The organism is Salimicrobium halophilum (assembly GCF_900100295.1).
Taxonomy (GTDB): Bacteria; Bacillota; Bacilli; order Bacillales; family Halobacillaceae; genus Salimicrobium; species Salimicrobium halophilum.
Map to the genome: position 1 here is coordinate 64,001 of NZ_FNEV01000008.1, position 24,742 is coordinate 88,742.

Here is a 24,742-nt window from a genome sequence, read left to right on the forward strand (position 1 = left end):
AACGATGTATAATATATAGATAGAAGAAACGTTAGTACCGTGAGGGGGAGAATCATGGATCCACAAGCAGCGAAAGCGAAACTGGTCATTATCACCGGCATGTCGGGTGCCGGAAAAACCGTAGCCATTCAGAGCTTCGAGGACCTCGGTTACTTTTGTGTCGATAATATGCCACCAACATTGTTGCCGAAGTTCTTAGAGCTGATGAAAGACCCGAGCAACAACATTACGAATGTAGCACTCGTGATGGACCTGCGCGGAAGGGAGTTTTTCGATTCCCTGATCGAATCTCTGGATCGATTGAGCGAGGAGAACTGGCTCGAAGACCACATCCTGTTCCTCGATGCCGAAGACCAGACACTCGTTTCCCGGTATAAGGAGACGAGACGTTCACATCCTTTGGCTCCGAACGGACTTCCTCTTGAAGGGATCAAGCAGGAAAGAGAGATGCTTGATGAACTGAGAGGGAGAGCTCAGACCATTTTCGATACGACGAACTCGAAGCCACGTGCTTTGCGTGAAGATATCCTGCAGACGTTCAAGGAGAAAGAGCAGCAGGTGTTTTCCGTTCAGATGGTTTCCTTCGGGTTCAAGCACGGGGTGCCTATCGATGCAGATTTGATGTTCGACGTACGTTTTCTGCCGAACCCTCACTATGTGGAACACATGCGTCCGTTGACAGGACTTGATGAAGAGGTGTCGAATTACGTGTTCAAGTGGGCGGAGACGAAGCAATTTCTGGACAAGCTGAAAGATCTGCTGGCGTTCATGCTGCCGCGTTACCGGAAAGAAGGAAAATCCCAAATCGTAGTGGCGATCGGTTGTACAGGCGGTCAGCACCGTTCAGTCGCTATCGCTGAATTTTTGGCAGACGCCTTTAAGGACGAGTTCCTTACAAAAGTGACACACAGAGATATTAAGAAGAGAAAGGGCTTATCATAATGGAACAGGAAGATAACAGAGTCCTCGTCATTGGAGGAGGCACCGGAATGCCGGTTCTTCTGAGAGGTCTGAAAAAACAGCCGATCAACCTTTCGACACTCGTGACGATTGCCGATGATGGAGGCAGTTCTGGGAAACTGCGCTCCGAAATGGAAATCCCGGCCCCTGGAGATATTCGTAACGTGATTGCAGCTTTATCCGATGCGGAACCGATGCTTCTGGATCTGTTTCAGCATCGCTTCCCTGATGGGAACGGGCTTTCCGGTCATTCGATGGGAAACTTGTTGCTGGCGGCACTTACGAATATGACCGGTGATTTTTATGACGGGATCAAGCAGATTTCTCATGTGTTGAATGTTAAAGGGAACATTTACCCTTTATCCAAGTATTCCATGAACCTCCACGCTGAAATGGAAGATGGTTCCGTCGTTTCCGGGGAATCGAAAATCCCTGAATCGAACAAGCGTATAAAGCGGGTATATCTGAGTCCGATGCCGGTGGAACCTCTTCCGGAGGCGATCGAAGCGATCAAGAACTCCGAATTGATCGTCATCTCCCCGGGAAGTTTATATACGAGCATTCTTCCAAATCTCCTCATACCGGAAGTGAAAGAAGCTTTGAGGGAAACGAAGGCGACGATCACCTATGTCTGTAACGTGATGACGCAGGAAGGCGAGACGTCGAACTATTCAGCAGCAGATCATCTTCAGGCTATCATTGACCACGTTGGAGAGGGTATCGTCGATTCCATTATCGTTCATAATCAACCGATAGAATCGGAAGCCCGCAAGCTGTATGCGAAAGAAAATGCGGAACCCGTCACGTATGACCTGGACCGGCTGAAGACTATGGGAATAAAAATCATCGAAGAGGATATCATCGACAGGTCACAGCCTGTGATCCGTCATGATCCGGAGAAATTGTCTCATTTGTTATATTACTTGCTTGAGAATCGTATCGTTTAGAAAGGGGGGAGAATGATGTCCTTCGCTTCGGAAATTAAGAAAGAACTGACGAACATGAAAGCGGACTTCGATTCGAATGAAGCGGAACTTGCTGCCCTTGTGCGGATGAATGGCACGTTCTCACTCAGAAATAAGAAGTACCTGCTTGATGTTCAGACAGAGAACGCGGCTATCGCTCGGCGCATCTATACACTTATGAAGCAATTGTTTCCTTATCCGGTGGAATTGCTGGTCAGGAAAAAGATGCGTCTGAAGAAGAATAATGTCTACATCGTACGTATGAAAGAGCACGCGGATGTCATATTGAAAGAACTTGAGGTGCTGGATGGCCCGCTATCCGTGAACACCAGGATTCCGGCTAAATATGTCCAGACGACCAAAGGCAAAAGGGCTTACTTGCGAGGAGCTTTTCTTGCAGGAGGTTCAGTGAACAACCCTGAGACATCTTCCTACCACCTGGAAATCTATTCATCGGATGAGCATCATAACGAAGCTCTCTGTGAGTTGATGAACAGCTTTGAGCTGCACGCTAGGACGCTTGAACGGAGAAATGGTTTCATCACTTATCTGAAAGAAGCTGAAAAAATCACAGAATTCATCAGCAATATAGGAGCTCACCAGGCGCTTTTCAAATTTGAAGATGTCCGGATCGTACGGGATATGAGAAATTCCGTGAACCGTCTTGTGAACTGTGAGACGGCGAATTTGAACAAGACGATCGGGGCGGCTTTCCGCCAGGTGGAGAATATCCGCTTCATCAAAAGTACCGTGGGTCTCGATGCGATGCCTCAGAAACTGAGAGATCTGGCAGTCGTACGTCTCGAGAACCAGGACGTTTCGCTTAAGGAACTCGGGGAACTGTTGCCAGGAGGGAAGATCAGCAAATCAGGCATCAATCACCGATTGAAAAAAATTGATGAGTTTGCCGAAAAGGTACGACGTGGAGAAGTTACACAAAGTTCAGAGGTGAACTAATGTAATTCCCACGCTTTTATGCTACAATGTGATAAATAGAAACGCTTTCCCTGAGCGGAGGCGTTTTTTTATAAAAGGACTGAATGCGCTTTCAGATAGAGAGTCGTGAAAGGAGAATGTTTGGTGATCGAACGAAAAGTGGAAGTGGAGTTATCTACAGGGTTACAGGCACGCCCGGCAGCACAGTTCGTCCAGCTGGCGAATCGTTTTCATTCGGATGTATTCATTGAAAAGAATGAGAAGCGCGTCAATGCGAAAAGTATCATGGGACTTATGAGTCTGGCTATTGCAAGTGAAGAAGAAGTGATCCTTGTTACCGATGGTCAGGACGAAGAAGATGCCATCCGCGAGCTTGAAGCTTTCGTGAAAGAGTCGTAGCTCTATTTTTGTGAACATATGAACAAAAAACGATGAATAAAAAATGCGACCTGCTGACAGGTCGCATTTTTAAGTGGAGTGATTCCACTTCCTATTCTTAGTCCGGTTACAACGACCAGACACTAGCGACATAAGCAGGACGGCATGAAAAAGGAAAAAGCACCTTTTCCAGTCGTCCTGCTTATGCATTAGTGTCTAAACGGTCGTTTCCACTTCCTATTCTTACTTCTCCATCACCTTGTCGATCAAGCCGTAATCAACAGCTTCGTATGCGGACATGAAGTTGTCACGGTCAGTGTCACGTTCGATGACGTCATATGGCTGACCCGTGCGCTCGGAGAGGATTTTGTTAAGTTTCTCTCTCATTTTGATGATGCGCTTCGCATGGATTTCAATGTCGGAAGCTTGACCTTGTGTTCCGCCGAGCGGCTGGTGGATCATAACTTCACTGTTTGGAAGTGCATAACGCTTCCCTTCTGTACCGGCGTTAAGCAGGAAAGCCCCCATGGATGCTGCCATACCTGTGCAGATTGTGGATACATCAGGTTTGATGAACTGCATTGTATCGAAGATGGCCATTCCAGCTGTAATAGAGCCACCTGGTGAGTTGATGTATAGGGAGATGTCTTTCTCCGGATCGTCTGCAGCAAGGAAAAGCAGCTGAGCGACGATCGAGTTTGCTACGTTATCGTCGACCGGGCTTCCAAGCATGACGATGCGGTCTTTTAATAGCCGGGAGTAGATGTCATAAGCACGTTCTCCGCGGTTCGTTTGTTCAATGACTGTTGGTACTAAATTCATAATGTATTCCTCCTCTTCATTCTCTATGAATGATTGTGTATGTTCATCATACCTTTATGGTCAATAAAGGTCAAACGAAAAACTTCTATGCACTCTTAACCCATTTTTCCCTCATGAAAAGGAAATAAACATGCGAAGTTTCCTTGCGTTCTTCTTCGTCACCGTTTATAATAGTCCTTGTGTCGATATGCGCCCGTAGCTCAGCTGGATAGAGCGATAGATTCCGGTTCTATAGGTCGGGGGTTCAAGTCCTCTCGGGCGCACTGGGAAATCTAAGAAGAAGACCTTCCACGATCAGAGTGGGAGGTCTTCTTTGTAAATGAAGCAAATACGGACATAGCAAGGGTTTTTGCGGAGTTCAAAGGGTTTTTTCAGGACATTCAGCAAGGTTCAACAGGTATTCGCGGACCTTCCGGGAGATTCTGCGGACCTCATGAATGTGAATAAGCAGGCATGTCTCCAACTATGGGAAAATTCGCTTTTTTCTGTTATAATGGATCATAGTAGGTGTTATCGCTTCGGCCTTAAGGAGGTACTATGTCAAACATTATCCGTTTCAAAATATTGTGGACTGACCAGTTGATCGACAGCCGAAGAATTCATATGTTCGATATGAAAACGCAGAGTAAGATTTCTTTTAACTATGAACTGATGGACCGGGCTCCGAAGTGGTCCGTCGAGAAAGAACTGCGCACGTTTTTAAGAATGAAACAGAAAAAGATAGATAGTGGTTATTACGATGGAAAAGGGCACGCGTCATGAGTGCTCTTTTTTTTGAATGAATGGGATGGTGATTATTGTGAATGAAATCCTATTGTACACAAAGCAGGGATGCCCGCTTTGTGAAGAGGCGAAAATATGGATTGAATTATTGAAAGATGATTACATTCTGGAATTTCGGGAAATAGATATACAGAGCGATGAGACATTGCACGATAAATATGCTTTGGAGATTCCGGTCGTCTCCGTGAACGGAGAAGAGCTTATGTTCCCGCAATTGAGCGAAGTCGAGATAAGACAGCGCTTGCATGATTAATTGCACTTGCACTTTTCGACACCTATTGATAGTATTAACGGTGAAAGAGATATTTTTTTGCTCCGAGCGGGACATTATATGTAATATCGGGACAAAATTGCCCCGGGATTCCCTCTTTTAGTAAAAGGAGCAACGATTATGCGAGAATGGATTGAATTACAGAAAAAATTATATCCGGATGTTCTCGACGTCATACGGCTTCGATATCGACTTTTGCATCACATTCAGTTGATGGAGCCTGTAGGACGCAGAACGCTTGCAGAGAATATGAAGCTTGCGGAGCGGACGATCCGTTCTGAAGTCAATTTTCTGCAAAGTCAGGGAATGGTCCATGTAACGACGAAGGGCCTGCTTCTTACCATAGAAGGTCGTCATGTACTTGAAGATATGGCGGATTACATGAAGGAGCTTGCCGGTGTACAGGTTTTAGAAAACCGTTTAAGGGAAAAACTAAAACTGGATTCTGTCATTGTCGTACCAGGCGATAGCGATCAGCACGGTTGGGTGAAACAGGAAATGGGCAAATCTTGCGTCAGTTACATGCAGTCCGTATCCGATCCCGGTCAGACGATCGCTGTTACTGGAGGAACGACGATGGCTGCGGTCGCCTCTCAGATGACGCCTTACTCGGGAATGGAAGATAGCCTTTTTGTTCCTGCAAGAGGAGGTCTTGGGGAGAGAGTCGAACACCAGGCTAACACGATTTGTGTGGAGATGGCGAGAAAAGTGATGGGGAATTACCGGTTGCTTTATGTACCGGACCCGATCAGTGAAGAATCCTATCAGACCATCATTGAAGAACCTTCCGTAAAGGAAGTGCTAGGCATCATCCGCTCTTCTGACATTATCGTTCATGGGATTGGTGACGCGATTACGATGGCAGAAAGAAGAAAGACCCCCGATGACCAGTTGGAGAATATCAAACATAATCACGCGGTAGGGGAAGCGTTCGGGTACTATTTCAACCAGAACGGAGAAGTGGTACACAAAGTGAGAACAGTCGGCTTACAGCTGGAAGATCTCCAAACGGACAGGCAGGTAATCGCCGTAGCCGGAGGACGATCCAAGGCGGATGCCATCGCATCTTATTTCCGTCCGGGAAAGAGTAACGTTCTCATCACCGATGAAGGCGCTGCGAAAGAGTTGATAAGGGATACGTCCCTTTAAATAAATTTCATGAACATCCTAAGGAGGAATTTAACATGACAGTAAAAGTAGGTATTAACGGTTTCGGACGTATTGGACGTAACGTATTCCGTGCTGCACTGAATAACGACGAAGTAGAAGTAGTTGCTGTAAACGACCTTACAGACGCAAATATGCTTGCACACCTTCTTCAGTATGATACCGTTCACGGTACACTTGAAGAAAAAGTGGAAGTTAATGGTGAGAATCTCGTTGTAGGCGGGAAAGAAATCATCGTTAAATCTGAAAAAGACCCGGCTCAGCTTGGTTGGGGAGACCTAGGTGTAGAAGTTGTCATCGAATCTACTGGTCGCTTCACTCAGCGTGACGATGCTAAGAAACACATCGATGCAGGAGCTAAGAAAGTAGTAATCTCTGCACCGGCTAAAGGCGAAGACCTTACAGTCGTTATGGGTGTTAACGAAGGTGACTACGACAAAGACAGCCACCACGTAATCTCTAACGCATCCTGCACAACGAACTGCCTGTCTCCATATGCAAAAGTTCTTAACGACAAGTTCGGACTTAAGCGCGGTATGATGACTACAGTTCACTCGTACACGAACGACCAGCAGATCCTTGACCTGCCACACAAAGACTACCGTCGTGCACGTGCTGCAGCACAGAACATCATCCCTACAACAACTGGTGCAGCTCAGGCTGTTACAAAAGTATTGCCTGAACTTGAAGGCAAACTTAGCGGTATGGCTATGCGTGTTCCGACACAAAACGTATCTATCGTCGACTTCGTAGCAGAGCTTGAGAAAGACGCTTCTGTAGAAGAAGTGAATGCTGCACTTAAAGAAGCAGCGGAAGGCGAACTTAAAGGCATCATGGGTTACAGCGAAGAGCCACTTGTTTCTTCCGACTATAACGGAAACACGAACTCTTCCGTAATCGACGCTCTTTCCACATTGAGCCTTGAAGGCAATATGGTGAAAGTCGTTTCCTGGTATGACAACGAGTTCGGTTACTCCAGCCGTTGTGTAGACCTTGCTGCATATCTTAAAAAACAAGGCCTATAAGAGGTAATGTTGAAAAGGAGGAGGTCCTATGTCCTCCTCCTTTCTCCATGTATAAAGGAATTTCAGCGTTTTTCCCGCGTGGAATAGTGGAATAATCTATAGCGGGGACACAAAAGGAGGTTGCCTGAAGATGAACAAACAAACAATCAGTGATGTACAGGTAGAAGGAAAGACGGTTTTTTGTCGTGTCGACTTCAACGTACCGATGAAAGACGGGGAAGTGACCGATGATACGAGAATCAAAGCTGCACTTCCGACCATCCAGCACTTGACCGGCAATGGCGCGAAAGTCATTCTGGCAAGTCATCTCGGTCGTCCGAAAGGCGAAGCGCATGACGAACTTCGTCTAGATCCGGTAGCGAAACGTCTGAGTGATCTGCTGGGAGCGGATGTACTTAAATCCGACGAAGTGTACGGAAAAGAAGTGACGAAAGCTGTATCCGAGCTTGAGAATGGAAACGTTCTGCTTCTTGAGAACGTGCGTTTTGAAGCGGGTGAAGAGAAGAATGATGCGGAACTCGCAAAAGCTTTCGCTGACATGGCTGATCTCTACGTGAACGATGCTTTCGGCGCTGCTCACCGTGCTCACGCATCCACTGCCGGTGTAGCTGAATATATTCCGGCTGTTGCAGGATTTCTCATGCAGAAGGAACTCGACGTACTCGGAAAAGCTCTATCTGATCCGGAGCGTCCATTCACAGCAATTATCGGCGGTGCCAAAGTGAAAGATAAAATCGGCGTTATCGATCACCTGCTCGATAAAGTGGATAACCTGATCATCGGAGGCGGCCTTGCTTATACGTTCGTAAAAGCTCAAGGGTATGAAATCGGAAAATCCCTTCTCGAAGAAGATAAAATCGATCTTGCGAAACAATACATGCAAAAAGCGAAAGATAACAACGTGAATTTCATCATGCCGGAAGATGTCATCGTTGCGGATGATTTCGGAGAAGATGCCAACACGAAAGAAGTAAGCATCGAAGAAATCCCGGCTGACTGGGAAGCGCTTGATATCGGACCGAAGACACGCGAGAAGTACGCGGAGATCGTCAAAGATTCGAAGCTTATCATCTGGAACGGACCGATGGGAGTATTCGAACTTGAAACATTCGCGAATGGTACCAAAGCAGTGGCGAAAGCTCTTGCTGAAACAGAAGGCTACTCCGTCATCGGTGGTGGAGACTCTGCAGCAGCAGTAGAGAAATTCGGTTATGCTTCAGATATGGACCATGTGTCTACAGGCGGAGGAGCTTCCTTGGAGTTCATGGAAGGGAAAGAACTTCCTGGCGTAGCAGTATTGAACGACAAATAATAAAAGAGGTGAAGATCTATGCGTAAACAAGTGATTGCAGGTAACTGGAAGATGAATAAGACGCACACAGAAGCAGAATCTTTCATTAATGAAGTGAAAGGCAACGTCCCTGCCAAAGGGGAAGTGGAATCAGTCGTATGTGCTCCGTTTCCTTTTCTTCAGAAACTTGTAGAAGAGACGAAGGACTCTGATGTGGAAATCGGTGCACAGAACATGTACTTCGAAGAAAAAGGCGCATTCACCGGCGAAGTTAGCCCGGTTATGCTGAAAGAACTTGGCGTAACGTACGTCGTTCTCGGTCACTCCGAGCGTCGTGATGTTTTCGGGGAAACAGACGAAATCGTCAACAAAAAGACGCACGCAGCATTCGATCACGGCCTTACACCGATCGTATGTGTAGGAGAATCTCTTGAACAGCGCGAAGCGAATGAAACGATGGATCATGTAGAAGCTCAAATTACAAAAGCGGTTGAAGGTTTGACAGACGAACAGGTGAAGAATCTTATCATCGCTTACGAACCGATTTGGGCAATCGGCACAGGTCGTACTGCATCTTCTGAGCAGGCGAATGAAGTGTGTACACACATCCGTAAAGTCGTAGGAAAGCTTTCAGGAACAGAAGCGGCAGAAGCTGTACGTATCCAGTACGGGGGAAGTGTGAAGCCGGCTAACGTAGACGAGCTTCTATCCCAGTCTGATATCGATGGAGCGCTTGTCGGCGGAGCTAGTCTTGAAGCAGATTCATTCCTTAAACTTGTGGAGGCAGGCAAACATGAGTAAGCAACCACTGGGCGCTTTGATCATTCTCGATGGCTACGCTCTCAGAGACGAAGACTACGGGAATGCCGTCAAAGCCGCAAATACACCGAATTTCGACCGTTACTGGAACCAGTTCCCTCATTCTCAACTGACTGCTTGCGGAGAAGCTGTCGGGCTCCCTGAAGGACAAATGGGGAATTCCGAAGTTGGGCACTTGAATATCGGTGCAGGTCGTGTCGTGTATCAAAGTCTTACGCGTATCAACCTGGCGATCCGTAACGGAGAATTCTTCGAAAATGAAACGCTTCTTGGAGCTGTACGTCATGCGAAGGATAACAACAAGGCGCTTCACGTCTTTGGGCTGTTGTCCGACGGTGGCATCCACAGCCATAGCAATCACGTCCTTGCTATTATGGAGCTTGCGAAGAAAGAAGGTCTTGAAGATGTGTACCTGCATGCATTCCTTGATGGACGCGATGTAGGGCCACAATCAGCTAAGACGTATATCGAACAAGCTCAAGATAAGCTGGAGGAGATCGGTGTCGGTAAAATCGCTACCGTTTCCGGCCGTTACTATGCGATGGACCGGGATAAACGCTGGGACCGTGTAAAGAAAGCGTATGACGCTATAGCCCATGGGGAAGGTCACACAGCGACCGATGCTCTTGAAGCCATAGATCGCTCGTATGAGGAAGATGTCCACGACGAATTCGTAGAACCGGTAGTTCTTACAGATGAGGATGGTCAACCGGTAGCGAAGGTAGAGTCGGAAGATGCGATCGTTTACGCGAACTTCCGTCCAGACCGCGCGATCCAGCTTTCCCAGACGTTCGCCAATGATGACTTCGATGAGTTCGACCGCGGAGACGCGCCGAAAAACATCTATTTTGTATCCATGACGGTCTATAGTGACACCGTAGATACAGATAAGATCATTTTTCCACCGAACGAATTGAAGAACACAATCGGTGAGGTTCTCGAGAAGAATGAACTGACTCAACTCCGTATTGCGGAAACAGAGAAGTTCCCGCACGTCACGTTCTTCATGAGCGGTGGACGTGAGGATGAATTCGAAGGAGAAGACCGTATTCTCATCAATTCTCCGGATGTTGCAACTTATGATTTGAAACCTGAAATGAGTGCTTATGAAGTGACGGACGCGTTACTCAAGGACCTTGATGAAGACAATCACAATGCAATCATCCTGAACTTCGCCAACCCGGACATGGTCGGACATTCCGGTAAAATGGAGCCGACGATCAAAGCGATTGAAGCTGTTGATGAGTGTCTTGGTAAAATCGTGGATAAAATCATCGATAAAGGCGGTTCTGCGATCATTACGGCCGATCACGGTAACTCGGACGAAGTGACGACGACAGAAGGTGACCCTATGACAGCTCATACGACGAACCCTGTACCGGTCATCGTCACGAAAGAAGGAGCAGAGCTTAAGAACGACGGTGTTCTCGGAGACCTCGCTCCTACATTGCTCGATCTTCTGGGTGTAGAAAAACCGGAAGAAATGACCGGCACATCCATCATCAAAAAATAAATCATTAAAGCTAAAGGAGAGATTTTCATGCCATATATTACAGATATTTATGCACGCGAAGTACTGGACTCCCGCGGTAACCCGACAGTGGAAGTCGAAGTATATACAGAATCCGGAGCATTCGGTACAGCGCTTGTACCAAGTGGTGCTTCCACAGGTGAATACGAAGCAGTAGAACTTCGCGACGGAGATAAAAGCCGTTACCTTGGTAAAGGCGTTCAGAACGCAGTAGAGAACGTCAACGAAAAGATTGCACCAAAACTCCTCGGTATCGACGTAACCCAACAGGTGATCATCGATAACCTTATGAGAGAAATCGACGGATCCGACAACAAAGGAAACCTTGGAGCGAACGCGATTCTCGGCGTTTCCATGGCAGCTGCACGTGCTGCTGCTGAGTTCTCCGGTCTTCCGCTTTACAAGTACCTGGGAGGATTCTTCGCTCATACACTGCCTACACCGATGATGAACATTCTGAACGGTGGAGAGCACGCGGATAACAACGTGGATATCCAGGAATTCATGATTATGCCTGTAGGTGCTCCTACGTTCAAAGAAGGACTACGCATGGGTGCTGAAATTTTCCACGCCCTTAAGAAAGTTCTTAAGAACAAAGGCTACAACACAGGTGTCGGTGATGAAGGTGGATTCGCTCCGGACCTTGGATCCAACGAAGAAGCCCTTTCTACGATCATCGAAGCGATCGAAGAAGCGGGATACAAGCCGAATGAAGAAGTTCAGCTTGCGATGGACGTCGCATCTTCTGAAATCTACGAAGACGGCAAGTACAACCTGAAAGGTGAAGGCGTGACCCGCACATCTGAAGAGATGGTCGACTGGTACGAAGAGCTCATCAACAAGTATCCGATCGTATCCATCGAAGACGGTCTGGACGAGAATGACTGGGAAGGTACGAAACTTCTTACAGATCGTATCGGTGACAAAGTCCAGCTTGTCGGAGATGACCTATTCGTTACGAACACAGAGAAGCTATCCCGTGCAATCGAGCAGGGTGTAGGCAACTCCATCCTTATCAAAGTGAACCAGATTGGTACACTTACAGAAACGTTCGATGCGATTGAAATGGCGAAGCGTGCCGGCTATACAGCTGTCATCTCCCACCGTTCCGGAGAGACGGAAGACTCCACAATCGCTGACATCGCCGTTGCGACGAATGCAGGCCAGATCAAGACAGGTGCTCCGTCCCGTACGGACCGTGTTGCGAAGTACAACCAGCTTCTTCGTATCGAAGACCAGCTGCTTGATACAGCGAAATACGCTGGCAAAACAGCATTCTATAACTTGCAGCACAAGTAAGATCATTTACAAAAGTCCCGGTGTGAAACTGGGACTTTTTCTTTTTTTATCTCCATAGTATGATAGGAGAGGGACACCATCGAAGGAGAAAAACAATGAAAAGATTTATTCAGTTCATTTTTGTGATTTCCGTACTATTCGCTGCCCTCAGTGCCTACCAGGTTTGGACATATGGGGTGGAAGGGGAGGAGAAAGCGGACGCCGCAATCGTTCTCGGCGCGGCGCAGTGGAACGGAAGCCCGAGTCCAGTCTTTCATGGAAGGATCAAAGAAGCGATTGACCTTTATCAAAAAGGACATGTGGAATATTTGATCTTCACAGGAGGAAAAAGCGGGGAAGCAGCTTTCTCAGAAGCGGAAGTAGGGAAACAGACAGCAATAGAGGCCGGGGTTCCGGAAGAAAACATATTGGTGGAGGAAACCTCTCTCGTCACGAAAGAAAATCTTCAAGAGGCGAAGAAGTTGTCAGACGAACATTCGATTAATACGTACTATCTCGTCAGTGATCAATATCACCTGAAGCGAGCCGTTACCATGGCGGAGGATATAGGAATGAATGCGGAAGGCGTAGCAACCGATTATTCTGCCTATGAGACCATGGAGACGAAATTTCCGTTCTTCTTTAAAGAATGGGTCTATTACATGGGTTATGAGGTCGGTCACGCCTTCGACCGCCTCGGCTCTTTGATCTAGTGTAAAGGGGTACCCGATTGTGGGTGTCCCTTTTTTAGGTGGTGTGTGACCAGAGGGTTCCATTGCTTGTCTAAGGTATGAGGTGAAATATTCTGGTGATAAGCGGAAATCGTCTGATATCCCTGGGATTCAAACATTATTCTGAAACCTGATGTGAAAATCACCTCATAAGACTTTTTATGCGACAATTTACTTCCTAAGCGATGGAGGAACGTCTTATATCCCCTTACTGACCACACAAAAAAGCTGAGCCAACGCGGGCTCAGCTTTTTTCGTTCGATGATTCCTCTTCTTCATCCTCAGGGTGCGGATCAACGGTATGCTTATAAGCGTATCCTTTGGAAATCGCTGTACCAAAGGCAGCAGCTATACCGATGATGATCGCTACCGATATCAGCATCACAATCGTGAAAGTCATGCGAGCTCCCCCTTCTCAGGAAGTGTCTTGTTCATAGAGTGACACATCCGGGAGAACTTATGCAAGACCTGCTTTTTCTTTGACGAAAGCTACTACTTCATCAGCTGTGCCCATGGACAGGAGTTCATCTTTGTACCCCTTCATTTCTTCCTGGGATAATCCGAGAAGTTGCGTTCTGGCAGGCAGGATAGAAGTTGCACTCATACTGAACTCATCAAGTCCGAGACTCAGCAGGATAGGGATGGCGATTTCGTCTCCGGCCATTTCTCCGCACATACCGGCCCATTTCCCTTCCGCGTGAGCAGCGTCGATGACGTTGCTTACGAGGTTGAGGATGGCAGGGTTGTATGGCTGGTAAAGGTAAGAAACGCGCTCATTCATACGATCGGCAGCCATCGTGTATTGGATGAGATCATTGGTTCCGATACTGAAGAAATCCACTTCTTTGGCAAACTGACGAGCGATTACTGCAGTTGCAGGGATTTCTACCATCATACCGACTTCAAAGTTCTCCGCTACATCGACACCTTCACTCTTGAGGTTGTCTTTCTCTTCCATCAGAATCGCTTTCGCCTGACGGAATTCGTCAAGAGTAGCAATCATCGGGAACATGATTTTCAGGTTTCCGTATACACCTGCGCGCAGGAGAGCGCGAAGCTGCGTACGGAAAATATCGTCACGTTCGAGGCACAGACGGATCGCGCGGTAACCAAGGAACGGGTTCATCTCATCAGGAAGATCGAGATAATCAAGCTCTTTGTCTCCGCCGATATCAAGTGTCCGGACGACCACAGGCTTATCACCCATCTGTTTCAATACAGAGCTGTAGGCATCGAACTGCTCTTCTTCTGTCGGCAGCTGGTTTTTACCCATATAAAGGAACTCCGTACGGTAAAGGCCGATACCTTCTCCGCCGTTGTCGAGTACACCATCTACGTCTTCAGGAGTACCGATGTTTGCGGCGAGCTCGACGTGATGTCCGTCCTCTGTGACCGTAGCCTCATCTTTGAGCTTGGCCCATTCTTTCTTTTTCTCTTCGAATTGAGCCTGCTTTTCTTTGTAGGAGGCGATCTGTTCGTCACTCGGATCGATGATGACATCTCCATCGAGTCCGTCCACAATGATCATGACGTCTTTATCGGCTTTCTTCGTGATATCCTTCGTTCCGACGACTGCCGGAATTTCCAGAGATCTCGCCATGATGGCAGAGTGGGACGTACGTCCACCGATGTCCGTCGTGAAACCTTGGACGAATTCTTTGTTGAGCTGTGCTGTATCGGAAGGAGTAAGATCCTCTGCGACGATGACTACCTGCTCATTGATCAGGGCAGGGTCCGGGAATTCCGCTTCCAATAAGTGGGCCAAGACGCGTTTCGTTACGTCCTGGATATCCGCCGCACGCTCTTTCATATATTCGTTGTCCATGTTCTTGAACATATCAATGAACATGTTAGCTGTCTCATCAAGGGCAGCTTCCGCATTCACGTTCTCTGATTTGATTTTATCTTCCATCGGCTGAATCAGTTCAGGGTCACTTAGAACGAGCAGATGAGCAGAGAAGATCTCCGCATGTTCATCTCCGAGAGAGTTTCTCGTATGCTCTTTGATCTTTTCCAGTTCTGATTTGGAGATCTCAAGGGCATCGTGAAGGCGCTTGATTTCTCTATCAGGTTCTTCGATGGAATTCTTGGTGTAAGAAAGATCAGGAGCTTCCAGGCGGTATGCTTTGGCAATAGCAATCCCGCTGGAAGCTGCAATTCCTTGCAAGTGTGTCATGCGATTACTCCCCCAAGCCTTCGTTCTGCATAGTCTGAGCAAGATGGTCGATCGCTTCCTGCTCGTCATCACCTTCAGCGGAAATTTTCACTTCCGCTCCGGCAGGGATGCCGAGGCTCATGATTCCCATGATGGACTTAAGGTTTACGGATTTTTCTTTATAGTGCAGGTTGATGTCAGATTCGTATTTCCCTGCGTTTTGTACAAGTACGGTCGCTGGACGGGCGTGAACGCCGTCAGCTGATGTGATTTTGAATGTCTTTTCTACCATAATAATTTCCTCCTCAAAAGTGTAGATATATACTTTTCCTAACTACACTATTTTAAGCCTTTGTGAGGTCTTTTTTCAAGAATCCGAGCATAATTGCTGAAATTATCGATCCTACGACGATGGCGACGATGTAAAGTAGGGCACCCGTGAAGCCACCTTCAACGAGACCGATGACGAAAATACCGCCATGCGGAGCTGTGAGACCGATACCGAACAGCATCGTGAGAGCACCTGCGAGTGCAGATCCGGTGATCACCGAAGGTATTACTCGTGCCGGGTCGGCGGCAGCGAATGGAATAGCACCTTCCGTGATGAAACAGGCACCAAGCGCGTAAGCTGTCTTGCCGGCTTCACGTTCTTCTTTCGTGAATTTATTTTTGAAAATGGTACTTGCAAGCGCAAGGCTTAGTGGAGGAACCATACCTCCGGCCATAGCTGCTGCGATGATCGAATAGTTACCGGCATCAAGCGTTGCGAGTCCGAATGTGTAGGCTGCTTTGTTGACTGGACCACCCATATCGACAGCCATCATACCGCCGATGATTATACCGAGAATGGCTACGTTTGCACCGCTCAATCCTTCCAACCAGCTCAGAAGACCTGTGTACACACTTGTGAGCGGTGGATTGATGACAAGCATAATGATTCCTGTACCGAAAATGGCTAGTACCGGATAGAAGAGTACGGTTTTCAATCCATCAAGCCATGCCGGTAAACTTTCGAGCGCTTTCTTCACACCAAGCGTCAAATAACCGGCGAGGAAACCTGCGATCAAGCCACCGAGGAAACCTGAACCGCCGTCTGAAGCACCGGAAGAAACGGCAATATAACCACCTACCATACCAGGAGCGAAGCCGGGACGATCCGCGATACTCGAAGCGATGAAACCGGCAAGGACAGGTACCAGGAAGAAGAACGCGTTTCCGCCGATAGTCGACAACATTTCTGCGAATGGATTGTACTGATCACTGTCTGGGTTAGCTGCATTGATTCCGAAGAAGAAAGAGAAAGCGATCAGAATTCCGCCTCCGACGACGAAAGGGAGCATGTTCGAAACACCGTTCATCAAGTGTTTATAGATGCCGGAGCGTCCTTTCGAATCTTCTGCCGCATCTTTCTTTCCATCGGCATGATAGACGGGAGCGTCCTGGTCCAAAGCGCGATCGAGCAATTTATCCGGTTCGTGGATCGCTTTGGCTACAGGCACTTCGATGACGTGTTTCCCGTCAAAACCGCTCATGTCCACTTTCGTATCTGCTGCCACGATGATTGCATCGGCACGGCTGATATCGTCAGCAGTCAGTTTGTTCTTGACGCCGCTTGAACCATTGGTCTGGACTTTGATCGGGATGTTTCTCTGTTTTGCTGTATCTTTCAGTTTATCCGCTGCCATATACGTATGTGCGATACCGGTAGGGCAGGCAGTGACGGCGAGGATAAGCTGGTCGGATTCTTCCGGCGTTTCCTCTTCGCCGTCCTCTTCTGCTTCTTTAGCGTTGATGATTTCCATGACTTCTTCTTCGGAAGTTGCGTTTTCCAACTGTTTGCGGAATTCGGTATCCATTAAAAAGGAAGAAAGTCGGGACAATGTCTCCAGGTGCGTATTATCAGCACCGTCTGTCGCTGCAATCATGAAGAAGAGGTGAGCCGGCTGGTTATCAAGCGATTCGTAGTCGATTCCTTCTTTGGAACGACCGAATGCGATAGCGGGCTCTTTGACAGCGGCTGATTTTGCGTGGGGGATGGCAATCCCATCTCCTACACCTGTCGTACTCTGTTCTTCACGCGTCTGGATAGCCTGACGGAACTCATCACGATCGTTCAATCGACCGGCATTATGGAGTTTGTCAGCCAGCTGATCCAGACTCTGAGATTTGGAAGATGCGTTCATGTCGAGAAGCATCGTGTCTTTTTTAAGCAAATCTGTAATTTTCATTATTCTTTCCCTCCCTGATGGATGATGATGGATTCATACAGATCGTCTACATCTTTTCGCTTGCCTAAGTCACTGTCGAAAGCGGTAGCACTGCCACAGGCAACGCTCTTCCGGAAAGCTTCTTCCGGTGAGAGGTGTTGCTCTTTGGCTGCTAGAAACCCGGCGACCATAGAATCTCCGGCACCGACCGTATTGATGACTTCCCCTTTAGGGGCGTCAGCGAAAAGGGTAGTTTCTTTATCTACATATACTGCACCTTCGCCTCCGAGAGATACGATGACGTGTTCACACCCTTCCTCCACCAGCTTCCTGGCGTAAAGGGCCGTTTTTTCTTTGGAGTCGATAGGTTCGCCGAATAGATCTTCGAGTTCTTTCTGATTGGGTTTGATCAGATACAACGGGTAATCAAGCAACTCCTTGAGTGCCTGCCCTGAAGTGTCCACCGCAAGCGGTATGTTCTTCTTAATGCATTTCTCGGCGATGGTCCGATAGAAAGAATCAGGCAAGGAGGAAGGAATGCTACCTGCAAGCAACAATCGATCTTCTGAAGTCAGACGATCCAGCTGCTCCAGCAACCTTCTCTGCAGTAAGTCGTTCAACTCAGGGCCTGGCCCGTTGATCTCAGATTCGACGTCATCTTTCAATTTCACATTGATTCTCGTCGGCTGATTCGTTTCAATGAAGGATTCCTCTATTCCTTCCGTTTTCAAAGCGCTTCTGATGAATTCTCCTGTAAACCCTCCGATGTATCCGAGAGCCGTGGAAGGGATGTCGAGCCGGGAGAGGACGCGTGATACGTTGATTCCTTTACCTCCAGGGTAATAATCCGTTTCGGTAGCTCTCGTCAGCCCGCCTGGCTCAAAGTTCGAGACGTGCATCGTATAATCGATAGATGGATTCAATGTGAGTGTGTAAATCATGGGTGTGCCACCTCTATTTCCGTTTTACTTTTTAGTTTTTCTGCGGTAGGAGTGGATGCATCTGTTATCAGAATGGCATCTTCCGGATCTCCGAATTTGGTGAAGGTGCGAGTGCCGAATTTGGAGTGATCGGCCAAAATATAGCGGCTCAGAGATTGGGCCAATACATTCTTCTTGATGGCTGCTTCTTCAGGATCCGGAGTAGTGAGTCCGTCCTCTTCCGTAATGCCGTTCACGCCTACGAAGCAACGATCGAAGCGGTATTGCCTAAGATTCTCCACGGCATTTGCTCCTATGACGGCTCTTGTCCCCGGTTTGACAAACCCTCCTATGAGATAAGTGGTAATCCCTCGTTCAGCGAGCATCGGCAAATGCTCCGGTCCGTTCGTTACCACTGTAATGGAAGGGTCGAGATGAGGGATCATGAGATTCGTCGTCGACCCGGCATCAAGGAAAATCGTTTCTTTTCCTTTGATGAATCGTGCTGCGAAAGAGGCGATGGCTTCCTTCTCGGCGTGGAACTTTTCCGATTTTTCACTCATAGTCGCTTCTTCTTTAGTGAGAGTCGCGGCCGAAGCACCACCGTGTACTCTGTTAAGTTTTCCTTTTTTCTCGAGGGTATCCAGATCTCTACGTATGGTAGATTCGGAGGCATTGGTGTGATCGATGATTTCCTGCAGGCGGATCGTCTGTTTATCCGCCAGCAAAGAAAGGATAAGCTGGTGTCTTTCCGCTGTCAGCATATTGTCCCTCCTTTCGTTTCTGACTTCATAATAAAAGAAGCGCTTACATAAATCAATCATAATCATTCATAAATTATCAAATACGTTCAAAATAACGTTCATTTTCCGTCACAAAATGCCGGATGGAATTAAGCCTTGTCGCAAATGGGGAAATATGCTATATTTGTTCTAGTCATGTGTCCGTTTCAGGAGGTGCAACGAATAAACAATGCAAACACTTACGATTTCATTACTTATTATTGATACAATTGCTTTGATTACACTCGTACTGTTGCAGTCCGGGAAAAGCGCGGGATTATCAGGAGCGATTTCCGGCGGGGCTGAACAGGTTTTCGGTAAACAGAAAGCCAGAGGAATAGACAAAGTGCTTCACCGTGCTACGATTGTAACTGGTGTCCTTTTCTTCGTACTGGCGTTTCTATCCGGGTATATTGTAGGATAATGTTCGTAAGCCGCGCCTTCTAGAGCGTGGCTTTTTCATTGGTATAATTTCATATTTCAGGCAGGGTGGTTGGGGAATTACTTTCTTGTTACAGGAGAGGTATATCTATAAGTGATTATCTCGTCCCTGAACAGGGAACAGGTCTCTTTCCGTCTGTCTTTACCAGCACTGTTAAGCGGGGCAACCCGCTTCTTGAGCTTGAGATGAAGCCGGAGGAACGGCTTCATCTTTCTTTTTATGGATAGAATTTTTTTAGTGGAAAAAGGAAATAGTGAGAATAAGGAGAGAAAAACAATGAAAGTGAAATTACCTGAACCATTTACATTCGAAGGCGGAGATCGTGCTGTGCTGCTCTTGCACGGTTTCACAGGAAATTCAGCGGACGTCCGCATGATGGGGCGCTTCCTGCAGAAAAATGGATATACGGCACATGCACCCATCTACCGCGGTCACGGGAAGGAACTCGAAGCACTCATCGACGTGAAACCGGAAGAATGGTGGGAGGACGTACAGAATGCCCTTCAGCATCTGAGAGACCAGGGGTACGAAAAGATCGCTGTCGCGGGACTTTCTCTCGGAGGAGTTTTAGGGCTGAAACTCGCATACTGTGAGAACATTCAGGGTATTGTACCGATGTGCGCCCCTATGTTTTTCGACAACGAAGAGCAACTGACCCAAGGGTTTCAATATAAAGCGAAAGAATTCAAACAACTAGAAGGTAAAGACAAAGAAACCATTCAAAACGAAATCAATCAACTATTAGAAGAATCAAAGGACATGTTCACTCAGTTAGGCCAGTTCATCAATGAAGTGCACGATCATGTGGACGAGATTTACACGCCGACATTCGTCGTACAGGCCGCAAAAGATGAAATGATCAATACGGAGAGCGCTACTTATATTTATGAAACGGTCGAGTCCGATCAGAAGGATATCAAGTGGTATGAGAACTCCGGTCATGTAATTACGATGGATAAAGAAAAAGAACAGCTGCACGAAGACGTGCTGGAGTTTCTGAATTCATTGGACTGGTCATAAAGGTGAGAGGGACGTGTCCGAATAACGAAAAGGAGGACAATTATGTCTGTAGAACGAAAACAAATATTGGACTTTTTCAGAGAATCGGCGACGCGCCCTTTGTCTGTCAATGAATTAGAAGAAGAATTAGGATTATCAGGAAGTGAAGACTTCAAGGAATTGATGAAAGAACTGAATGCCCTGGAGGAAGAAGGGGAGCTTGTCCGCACAAGGAAAAACCGCTTCGGACTTCCGGATAAGATGAATCTCATCAAAGGCCGGATCCAGATGAATGCGAAAGGGTTCGCTTTTTTGCTGCCGGAAGATGAGGAGAAGGATGATGTCTATTTGCATCACTCTGACCTGAACAGTGCGATGAACAATGATAAAGTCCTGGTACGCGTCGATAAGCGCCAGGATGATGGCCATCGTCCGGAAGGGTCTGTCATCCGTATTTTAGAACGTGCCCAGGCGAAAATCGTCGGTACGTACGATGCGAATGGAAGCTTCGGTTTCGTCGTTGCCGATGATAAACGGATTCCGAATGATATTTTCATTCCAAAAGGAAAAGAAAATGGAGCGGCTGACGGACACAAAGTAATCGTCGAGATTACGAAGTTTCCGGAAGGTCGGATGAGTGCTGAAGGGGAAGTGACGGAAATCCTCGGTCATAAAAACGACCCGGGTATCGATATCATTTCCATCATTCACAAGCACGGCATCCAGGTGGATTTCCCGGATGACGTTATGAAGCAGGCGACAGAAACGCCCGATGAGATCAGCGAGGAGGAAATCAAAAACCGCCGTGATCTTCGTGATGAGCAGATTGTCACGATTGATGGAGCGGATGCGAAAGACCTCGATGATGCCGTCCGGGTGAAGCGTCTCGACAACGGGAACTATAAGCTTGGTGTCTATATCGCCGATGTTTCCTATTATGTGGACGAGGGATCACCTATTGATGAAGAAGCCGCAGAACGTGCGACTTCCGTGTATCTCGTGGACCGTGTCATTCCGATGATTCCACACCGCCTATCGAACGGTATCTGTTCCTTGAACCCACAAGTGGATCGCCTGACGCTTTCCTGTGAAATGGAGATCAACGAAGACGGGGAAGTCGTGAATCATGAAATTTTCCAAAGTGTGATCAAGACAGATGAACGGATGACGTACAAAGACGTCAACAGTATTCTTGTCGATGATGACGAAGAACTTAAGAAACGCTACGAGCCGCTCGTGCCGATGTTCAAAGACATGGAAGACCTTGCACAGATCTTGCGGGAGAAGCGTTTTGACCGTGGTGCGATCGACTTCGATTTCAAAGAAGCCGGCGTTATTGTGGATGAAGAAGGAAAGGCGAAAGACGTGCAACTGCGTGAACGTTCTGTCGGCGAGAAGCTGATTGAGGAATTCATGCTGGCTGCCAACGAAACGGTAGCGGAGCATTTCCACTGGATGGACGTACCCGCGATCTATCGTATCCACGACGACCCTGATTCCGCGAAATTGCAGAATTTCTTCGAGTTTGTAGGGAATCTCGGTTATTCCGTAAAAGGAACATCCGACGACGTACATCCGCAGGCACTTCAGAAGGTGCTGGAAGAAGTGAAAGGAACGCAGGAGGATCTCATCATTTCGAAACTGATGCTCCGTTCCATGCAGCAGGCGAAATATGACCCGACAAACGTAGGTCACTTCGGCCTGGCGACGAACTTCTATACGCATTTCACCTCTCCGATCCGTCGTTACCCGGACCTGATCGTGCATCGTCTGATCCGCACTTACATCATCGAAGGGGACGTAAGTAATGAGACGAGAAAGCATTGGAAAGAAAATATGCCGGAAATCGCCCGTCATTCTTCCGAGAGGGAACGTGCCGCAGTAGATGCCGAACGTGAAACCGACGACCTGAAAAAAGCCGAGTACATGCAGGACAAAATCGGTGAAGAATACGAAGGGATCATCAGCTCCGTCACAAGTTTCGGTATGTTCGTGGAGCTTCCGAACACCGTGGAAGGTATGGTCCATGTCAGTACGCTGACGGATGACTACTATAACTTCATGGAAAAACAGTACGCGCTTGTCGGAGAGAGAACCGGTAACATGTTCCGCATCGGTGACGAAGTGAACATCAAAGTCGTCAACGTAAACCTTGATGAGCGTGTCGTTGACTTTGAAATCGTCGGTATGAAACCGAAACGGGAAAGAAAGAAGCGCACGGAGCAGCCGAAACAGGTGAAGGCGAGCGCCAAGAAGAAAAAGAAACAGAAAGGGAACAAGCCTTTCTATAGAAACAAAGGCGTTCCTAAGAAAAAGAAGAAATGAAAAAAGCCGGAATTTCTCCGGCTTTCTAAATCCTATAGAGTAGCCACTCGCCCCGTGCTTCCTTTTTAAACGGGAGTGGGGCGTCTGTGGTGGTCTGGTTGAACCACGCTCCGTAGTGATCGGGATGGTCATCCAGGTATGCTTTTACAATCTGATGCAGTCCGCGTTCTGTGGCTGCATCGGAGAATGGATAAATGACATTCGTGTATTCATATCCTTTGAAATCCTCCTTCAATAATACATAACGCTGTTCATCCGGATGAAGGAACAGGCGTGCTTCGTCTGTCCGGAATTCACGAAGGAGCGCATCCGACAAAGGGAAAGGATAGTAGCATTCATAAGGAAACAACCGGTCAGGATGCAAAGTTTTGATGATCTCCTCTTTCTCCGATGTAGATTGAACTTCTATCCACTCGTGTTCGGAACTGGGGAGTTTTTCGAATTCACTTCTTGGAACGACGGTATACGTGAGCGGGCCGTAAGGAGTCATGCCCAGTTTCTCAAGAACGCGCCTTCCCTGAGGATTGGTCGTTTCGGTATTGGCTCCGATCCACTCTATATCCCCGCGCTTCCTCAGCTCGTGTATAATATGGTGAAGGAGCTCAGTAGAGTACCCTTTTCCTCGGTGGTTCAAATCGCTACGGAGCCTCCCGAGCATGGCATAGGTTCCTTCTGCGAAAAGGCTGTATCCTGCTGTGGACACGAGTTGTCCCTGCTGGAACATACCATAAAGCGTGTGAACGTCGGAAGTGACGAGTCTTTCAAAAATACGTGCTATGTAATCATCTTCGATTCCGGTCGACATGGAAGCGAAGGATGGTTTATCCTGTTCAGTCAGTTGTTTCATTGTTACGTTCATTTTCAACCCTCCCTGTCAATTATAGTATCCCAACGGTATTCCGGGTGTCTAATGAAATATCTTTTTCATTAAATGAGGGAATTTGGTAGAATGAAAAGCATAGAAGTAAGGAGTTGGTACCCATGCCAAGAGGAGCGGGCCGTACGATTGCCCAGAATAAGAAAGCGAGATATGATTATTTTATTGAAGAAACCTTTGAAGCGGGAATCGTTCTTCAGGGAACGGAAATCAAGTCGATCCGTAATGGCCGGATCAACTTGAAAGACAGCTTCGCCCGTGTCAATAAAAACGGGGAAATGTACATCCACAACATGCATATCTCTCCTTATGAACAGGGGAATATCTATAACCATGATCCGACCCGTGCCCGGAAGTTGCTTCTGCACAGGAAAGAGATCGATAAACTCGTCGGTCAGATCCAGCAGAAAGGGTACTCTATCGTACCGTTGAAGGTATATATCAAGAACGGTGTAGCCAAAGTATTGATAGGCCTTGCCCGAGGGAAGAAGAAGTACGATAAGCGTGAAGCCCTTAAGCAGAAGCAGGTCAAAAGGGAAATGGACCGTGCGATCAAGGATAGTTTGCAAAAATAGTGAAATGTGCTATAATAAATCAAGTAAATGCAGCTTCATTACTGTAACGGGGACGTTACGGATTCGACGGGGATAGTTCGAACTCGGGCTGCAGGTCGAGGCGACGGCTCGTAAAACGTCATTTGCCTAAATATAACTGGCGAATCTGAAGATAACCTAGCTCTAGCAGCGTAAGCTGGCTTGAGCGATCCTTCCCGGCATCGCCTGTGTGCCGGTGCAAGGGTCTCAAACTGAAGCAGGCTACGCGTTTCTCCACCACCTGAGGAGAGACGAAGAGACCAATCAGGTTAGCGTCTGCGAGATGCCGGTCGATAGGCTGAGCAGTTCGCGAAACAGAATATATCGGCTAAGCTTGTAGATGCCCGAGTGCCGTTATCTCCGGACGTGGGTTCGACTCCCACCGTCTCCACCAATACATACTATTGGTGGTTTTTTATTGCCAAAAATAATCATACACATAAGAGACCAGAGTTCCTTTTTGAAGAACTCTGGTCTTTTCTTAT

At 47.5% G+C, this 24,742-nt stretch carries 25 protein-coding genes, 1 tRNA gene and 1 other RNA gene; 19 read left to right on the forward strand and 8 right to left on the reverse strand.

Annotation, left to right across the window (positions count from 1 at the left end):
- Positions 1–54: 54 nt before the first annotated feature.
- The 4 genes from rapZ to BLQ44_RS12425 all read left to right on the forward strand — a co-directional run bounded on the left by rapZ (position 55) and on the right by BLQ44_RS12425 (position 3,260).
- Positions 55–942 (forward strand): RNase adapter RapZ, encoded by an 888-nt coding sequence (gene rapZ, locus BLQ44_RS12410; protein ID WP_093194226.1) that lies wholly within the window; start codon positions 55–57, stop codon positions 940–942.
- Positions 942–1,907 carry a gluconeogenesis factor YvcK family protein gene (locus BLQ44_RS12415; RefSeq protein ID WP_093194227.1) on the forward strand — a complete coding sequence of 322 codons (966 nt, stop codon included), beginning with the start codon at positions 942–944 and terminating at the stop codon, positions 1,905–1,907. Before rapZ ends, BLQ44_RS12415 begins: the two co-directional genes overlap by 1 nt.
- 15 nt (positions 1,908–1,922) lie before the next feature.
- Positions 1,923–2,882, forward strand: coding sequence for a DNA-binding protein WhiA (gene whiA, locus BLQ44_RS12420; RefSeq protein WP_093194228.1), 960 nt, complete (start codon positions 1,923–1,925; stop codon positions 2,880–2,882).
- Positions 2,883–3,005: 123 nt separating this feature from the next.
- Positions 3,006–3,260 (forward strand): HPr family phosphocarrier protein, encoded by a 255-nt coding sequence (locus BLQ44_RS12425; protein WP_093194229.1) that lies wholly within the window; start codon positions 3,006–3,008, stop codon positions 3,258–3,260.
- Positions 3,261–3,482: 222 nt separating this feature from the next.
- Here the strand turns inward: BLQ44_RS12425 and clpP are convergent, their stop codons facing one another.
- Positions 3,483–4,064, reverse strand: coding sequence for an ATP-dependent Clp endopeptidase proteolytic subunit ClpP (clpP, locus tag BLQ44_RS12430; protein ID WP_281241420.1), 582 nt, complete (start codon positions 4,062–4,064; stop codon positions 3,483–3,485).
- A gap of 186 nt (positions 4,065–4,250) precedes the next feature.
- On the opposite strand from clpP, the gene BLQ44_RS12435 reads away from it, so the two are divergent.
- The 10 genes from BLQ44_RS12435 to BLQ44_RS12480 all read left to right on the forward strand — a co-directional run bounded on the left by BLQ44_RS12435 (position 4,251) and on the right by BLQ44_RS12480 (position 12,939).
- Positions 4,251–4,324: transfer RNA gene (locus tag BLQ44_RS12435), tRNA-Arg, on the forward strand.
- 274 nt (positions 4,325–4,598) lie between these two features.
- Positions 4,599–4,823: a hypothetical protein gene (locus tag BLQ44_RS12440; RefSeq protein ID WP_093194231.1), complete on the forward strand. Its 225-nt coding sequence runs from the start codon at positions 4,599–4,601 to the stop codon at positions 4,821–4,823.
- Between the two features lie 37 nt (positions 4,824–4,860).
- A complete protein-coding gene (locus tag BLQ44_RS12445) occupies positions 4,861–5,097 on the forward strand; it encodes a glutaredoxin family protein (RefSeq protein WP_176757516.1) in 237 nt (78 codons plus the stop codon).
- 138 nt (positions 5,098–5,235) lie between these two features.
- The gene (locus BLQ44_RS12450; RefSeq protein WP_093194233.1) at positions 5,236–6,264 is read left to right on the forward strand and encodes a sugar-binding transcriptional regulator; all 1,029 of its coding nucleotides are present in this window, start codon (positions 5,236–5,238) and stop codon (positions 6,262–6,264) included.
- Positions 6,265–6,299: 35 nt separating this feature from the next.
- The gene (gene gap / locus BLQ44_RS12455) at positions 6,300–7,307 is read left to right on the forward strand and encodes a type I glyceraldehyde-3-phosphate dehydrogenase (RefSeq protein ID WP_093194234.1); all 1,008 of its coding nucleotides are present in this window, start codon (positions 6,300–6,302) and stop codon (positions 7,305–7,307) included.
- A 130-nt stretch (positions 7,308–7,437) separates the two neighbouring features.
- Positions 7,438–8,619 (forward strand): phosphoglycerate kinase, encoded by a 1,182-nt coding sequence (locus BLQ44_RS12460; RefSeq protein ID WP_093194235.1) that lies wholly within the window; start codon positions 7,438–7,440, stop codon positions 8,617–8,619.
- 18 nt (positions 8,620–8,637) lie between these two features.
- Positions 8,638–9,399: a triose-phosphate isomerase gene (gene tpiA, locus BLQ44_RS12465; RefSeq protein ID WP_093194236.1), complete on the forward strand. Its 762-nt coding sequence runs from the start codon at positions 8,638–8,640 to the stop codon at positions 9,397–9,399.
- A complete protein-coding gene (gpmI, locus tag BLQ44_RS12470) occupies positions 9,392–10,930 on the forward strand; it encodes a 2,3-bisphosphoglycerate-independent phosphoglycerate mutase (protein ID WP_093194237.1) in 1,539 nt (512 codons plus the stop codon). Before tpiA ends, gpmI begins: the two co-directional genes overlap by 8 nt.
- A 27-nt stretch (positions 10,931–10,957) precedes the next feature.
- Positions 10,958–12,247: a phosphopyruvate hydratase gene (gene eno / locus BLQ44_RS12475; protein ID WP_093194238.1), complete on the forward strand. Its 1,290-nt coding sequence runs from the start codon at positions 10,958–10,960 to the stop codon at positions 12,245–12,247.
- Positions 12,248–12,342: 95 nt separating this feature from the next.
- Positions 12,343–12,939: a YdcF family protein gene (locus tag BLQ44_RS12480; RefSeq protein WP_093194239.1), complete on the forward strand. Its 597-nt coding sequence runs from the start codon at positions 12,343–12,345 to the stop codon at positions 12,937–12,939.
- A 262-nt stretch (positions 12,940–13,201) separates the two neighbouring features.
- Here BLQ44_RS12480 and ytzI read toward each other — a convergent pair whose 3' ends face one another.
- The 6 genes from ytzI to BLQ44_RS12510 are packed head-to-tail and all read right to left on the reverse strand — an operon-like array spanning position 13,202 to position 19,003.
- Positions 13,202–13,357 carry a YtzI protein gene (ytzI, locus tag BLQ44_RS12485; protein WP_093194240.1) on the reverse strand — a complete coding sequence of 52 codons (156 nt, stop codon included), beginning with the start codon at positions 13,355–13,357 and terminating at the stop codon, positions 13,202–13,204.
- Positions 13,358–13,414: 57 nt separating this feature from the next.
- Positions 13,415–15,133 (reverse strand): phosphoenolpyruvate--protein phosphotransferase, encoded by a 1,719-nt coding sequence (ptsP, locus tag BLQ44_RS12490; protein ID WP_093194241.1) that lies wholly within the window; start codon positions 15,131–15,133, stop codon positions 13,415–13,417.
- A gap of 4 nt (positions 15,134–15,137) precedes the next feature.
- Positions 15,138–15,404: a phosphocarrier protein HPr gene (locus BLQ44_RS12495; RefSeq protein WP_093194242.1), complete on the reverse strand. Its 267-nt coding sequence runs from the start codon at positions 15,402–15,404 to the stop codon at positions 15,138–15,140.
- A 52-nt stretch (positions 15,405–15,456) separates the two neighbouring features.
- The gene (locus BLQ44_RS12500) at positions 15,457–17,340 is read right to left on the reverse strand and encodes a PTS fructose transporter subunit IIABC (protein ID WP_093194243.1); all 1,884 of its coding nucleotides are present in this window, start codon (positions 17,338–17,340) and stop codon (positions 15,457–15,459) included.
- A complete protein-coding gene (gene pfkB, locus BLQ44_RS12505; RefSeq protein WP_093194244.1) occupies positions 17,340–18,260 on the reverse strand; it encodes a 1-phosphofructokinase in 921 nt (306 codons plus the stop codon). Before pfkB ends, BLQ44_RS12500 begins: the two co-directional genes overlap by 1 nt.
- Positions 18,257–19,003: a DeoR/GlpR family DNA-binding transcription regulator gene (locus BLQ44_RS12510; RefSeq protein WP_093194245.1), complete on the reverse strand. Its 747-nt coding sequence runs from the start codon at positions 19,001–19,003 to the stop codon at positions 18,257–18,259. The genes pfkB and BLQ44_RS12510 overlap by 4 nt, the downstream gene beginning before the upstream one ends.
- 208 nt (positions 19,004–19,211) lie before the next feature.
- Between BLQ44_RS12510 and secG the strand changes: the two genes are divergently transcribed.
- The 3 genes from secG to rnr all read left to right on the forward strand — a co-directional run bounded on the left by secG (position 19,212) and on the right by rnr (position 22,787).
- A complete protein-coding gene (gene secG, locus BLQ44_RS12515; RefSeq protein ID WP_093194246.1) occupies positions 19,212–19,445 on the forward strand; it encodes a preprotein translocase subunit SecG in 234 nt (77 codons plus the stop codon).
- Between the two features lie 294 nt (positions 19,446–19,739).
- The gene (locus BLQ44_RS12520) at positions 19,740–20,483 is read left to right on the forward strand and encodes an alpha/beta hydrolase (RefSeq protein ID WP_093194247.1); all 744 of its coding nucleotides are present in this window, start codon (positions 19,740–19,742) and stop codon (positions 20,481–20,483) included.
- 42 nt (positions 20,484–20,525) lie between these two features.
- Positions 20,526–22,787, forward strand: a complete 2,262-nt coding sequence (rnr, locus tag BLQ44_RS12525) for a ribonuclease R (RefSeq protein ID WP_093194248.1) — start codon at positions 20,526–20,528, stop codon at positions 22,785–22,787.
- 25 nt (positions 22,788–22,812) lie between these two features.
- On the opposite strand, the gene BLQ44_RS12530 is transcribed toward rnr, so the two are convergent.
- Positions 22,813–23,646 carry a GNAT family N-acetyltransferase gene (locus tag BLQ44_RS12530; protein WP_093194249.1) on the reverse strand — a complete coding sequence of 278 codons (834 nt, stop codon included), beginning with the start codon at positions 23,644–23,646 and terminating at the stop codon, positions 22,813–22,815.
- 122 nt (positions 23,647–23,768) lie between these two features.
- On the opposite strand from BLQ44_RS12530, the gene smpB reads away from it, so the two are divergent.
- Together smpB and ssrA are read left to right on the forward strand one after the other, a co-directional pair.
- Positions 23,769–24,239: an SsrA-binding protein SmpB gene (gene smpB / locus BLQ44_RS12535; RefSeq protein WP_093194250.1), complete on the forward strand. Its 471-nt coding sequence runs from the start codon at positions 23,769–23,771 to the stop codon at positions 24,237–24,239.
- A 48-nt stretch (positions 24,240–24,287) separates the two neighbouring features.
- Positions 24,288–24,651: a transfer-messenger RNA gene (gene ssrA / locus BLQ44_RS12540) on the forward strand.
- Positions 24,652–24,742 lie beyond the last annotated feature (91 nt).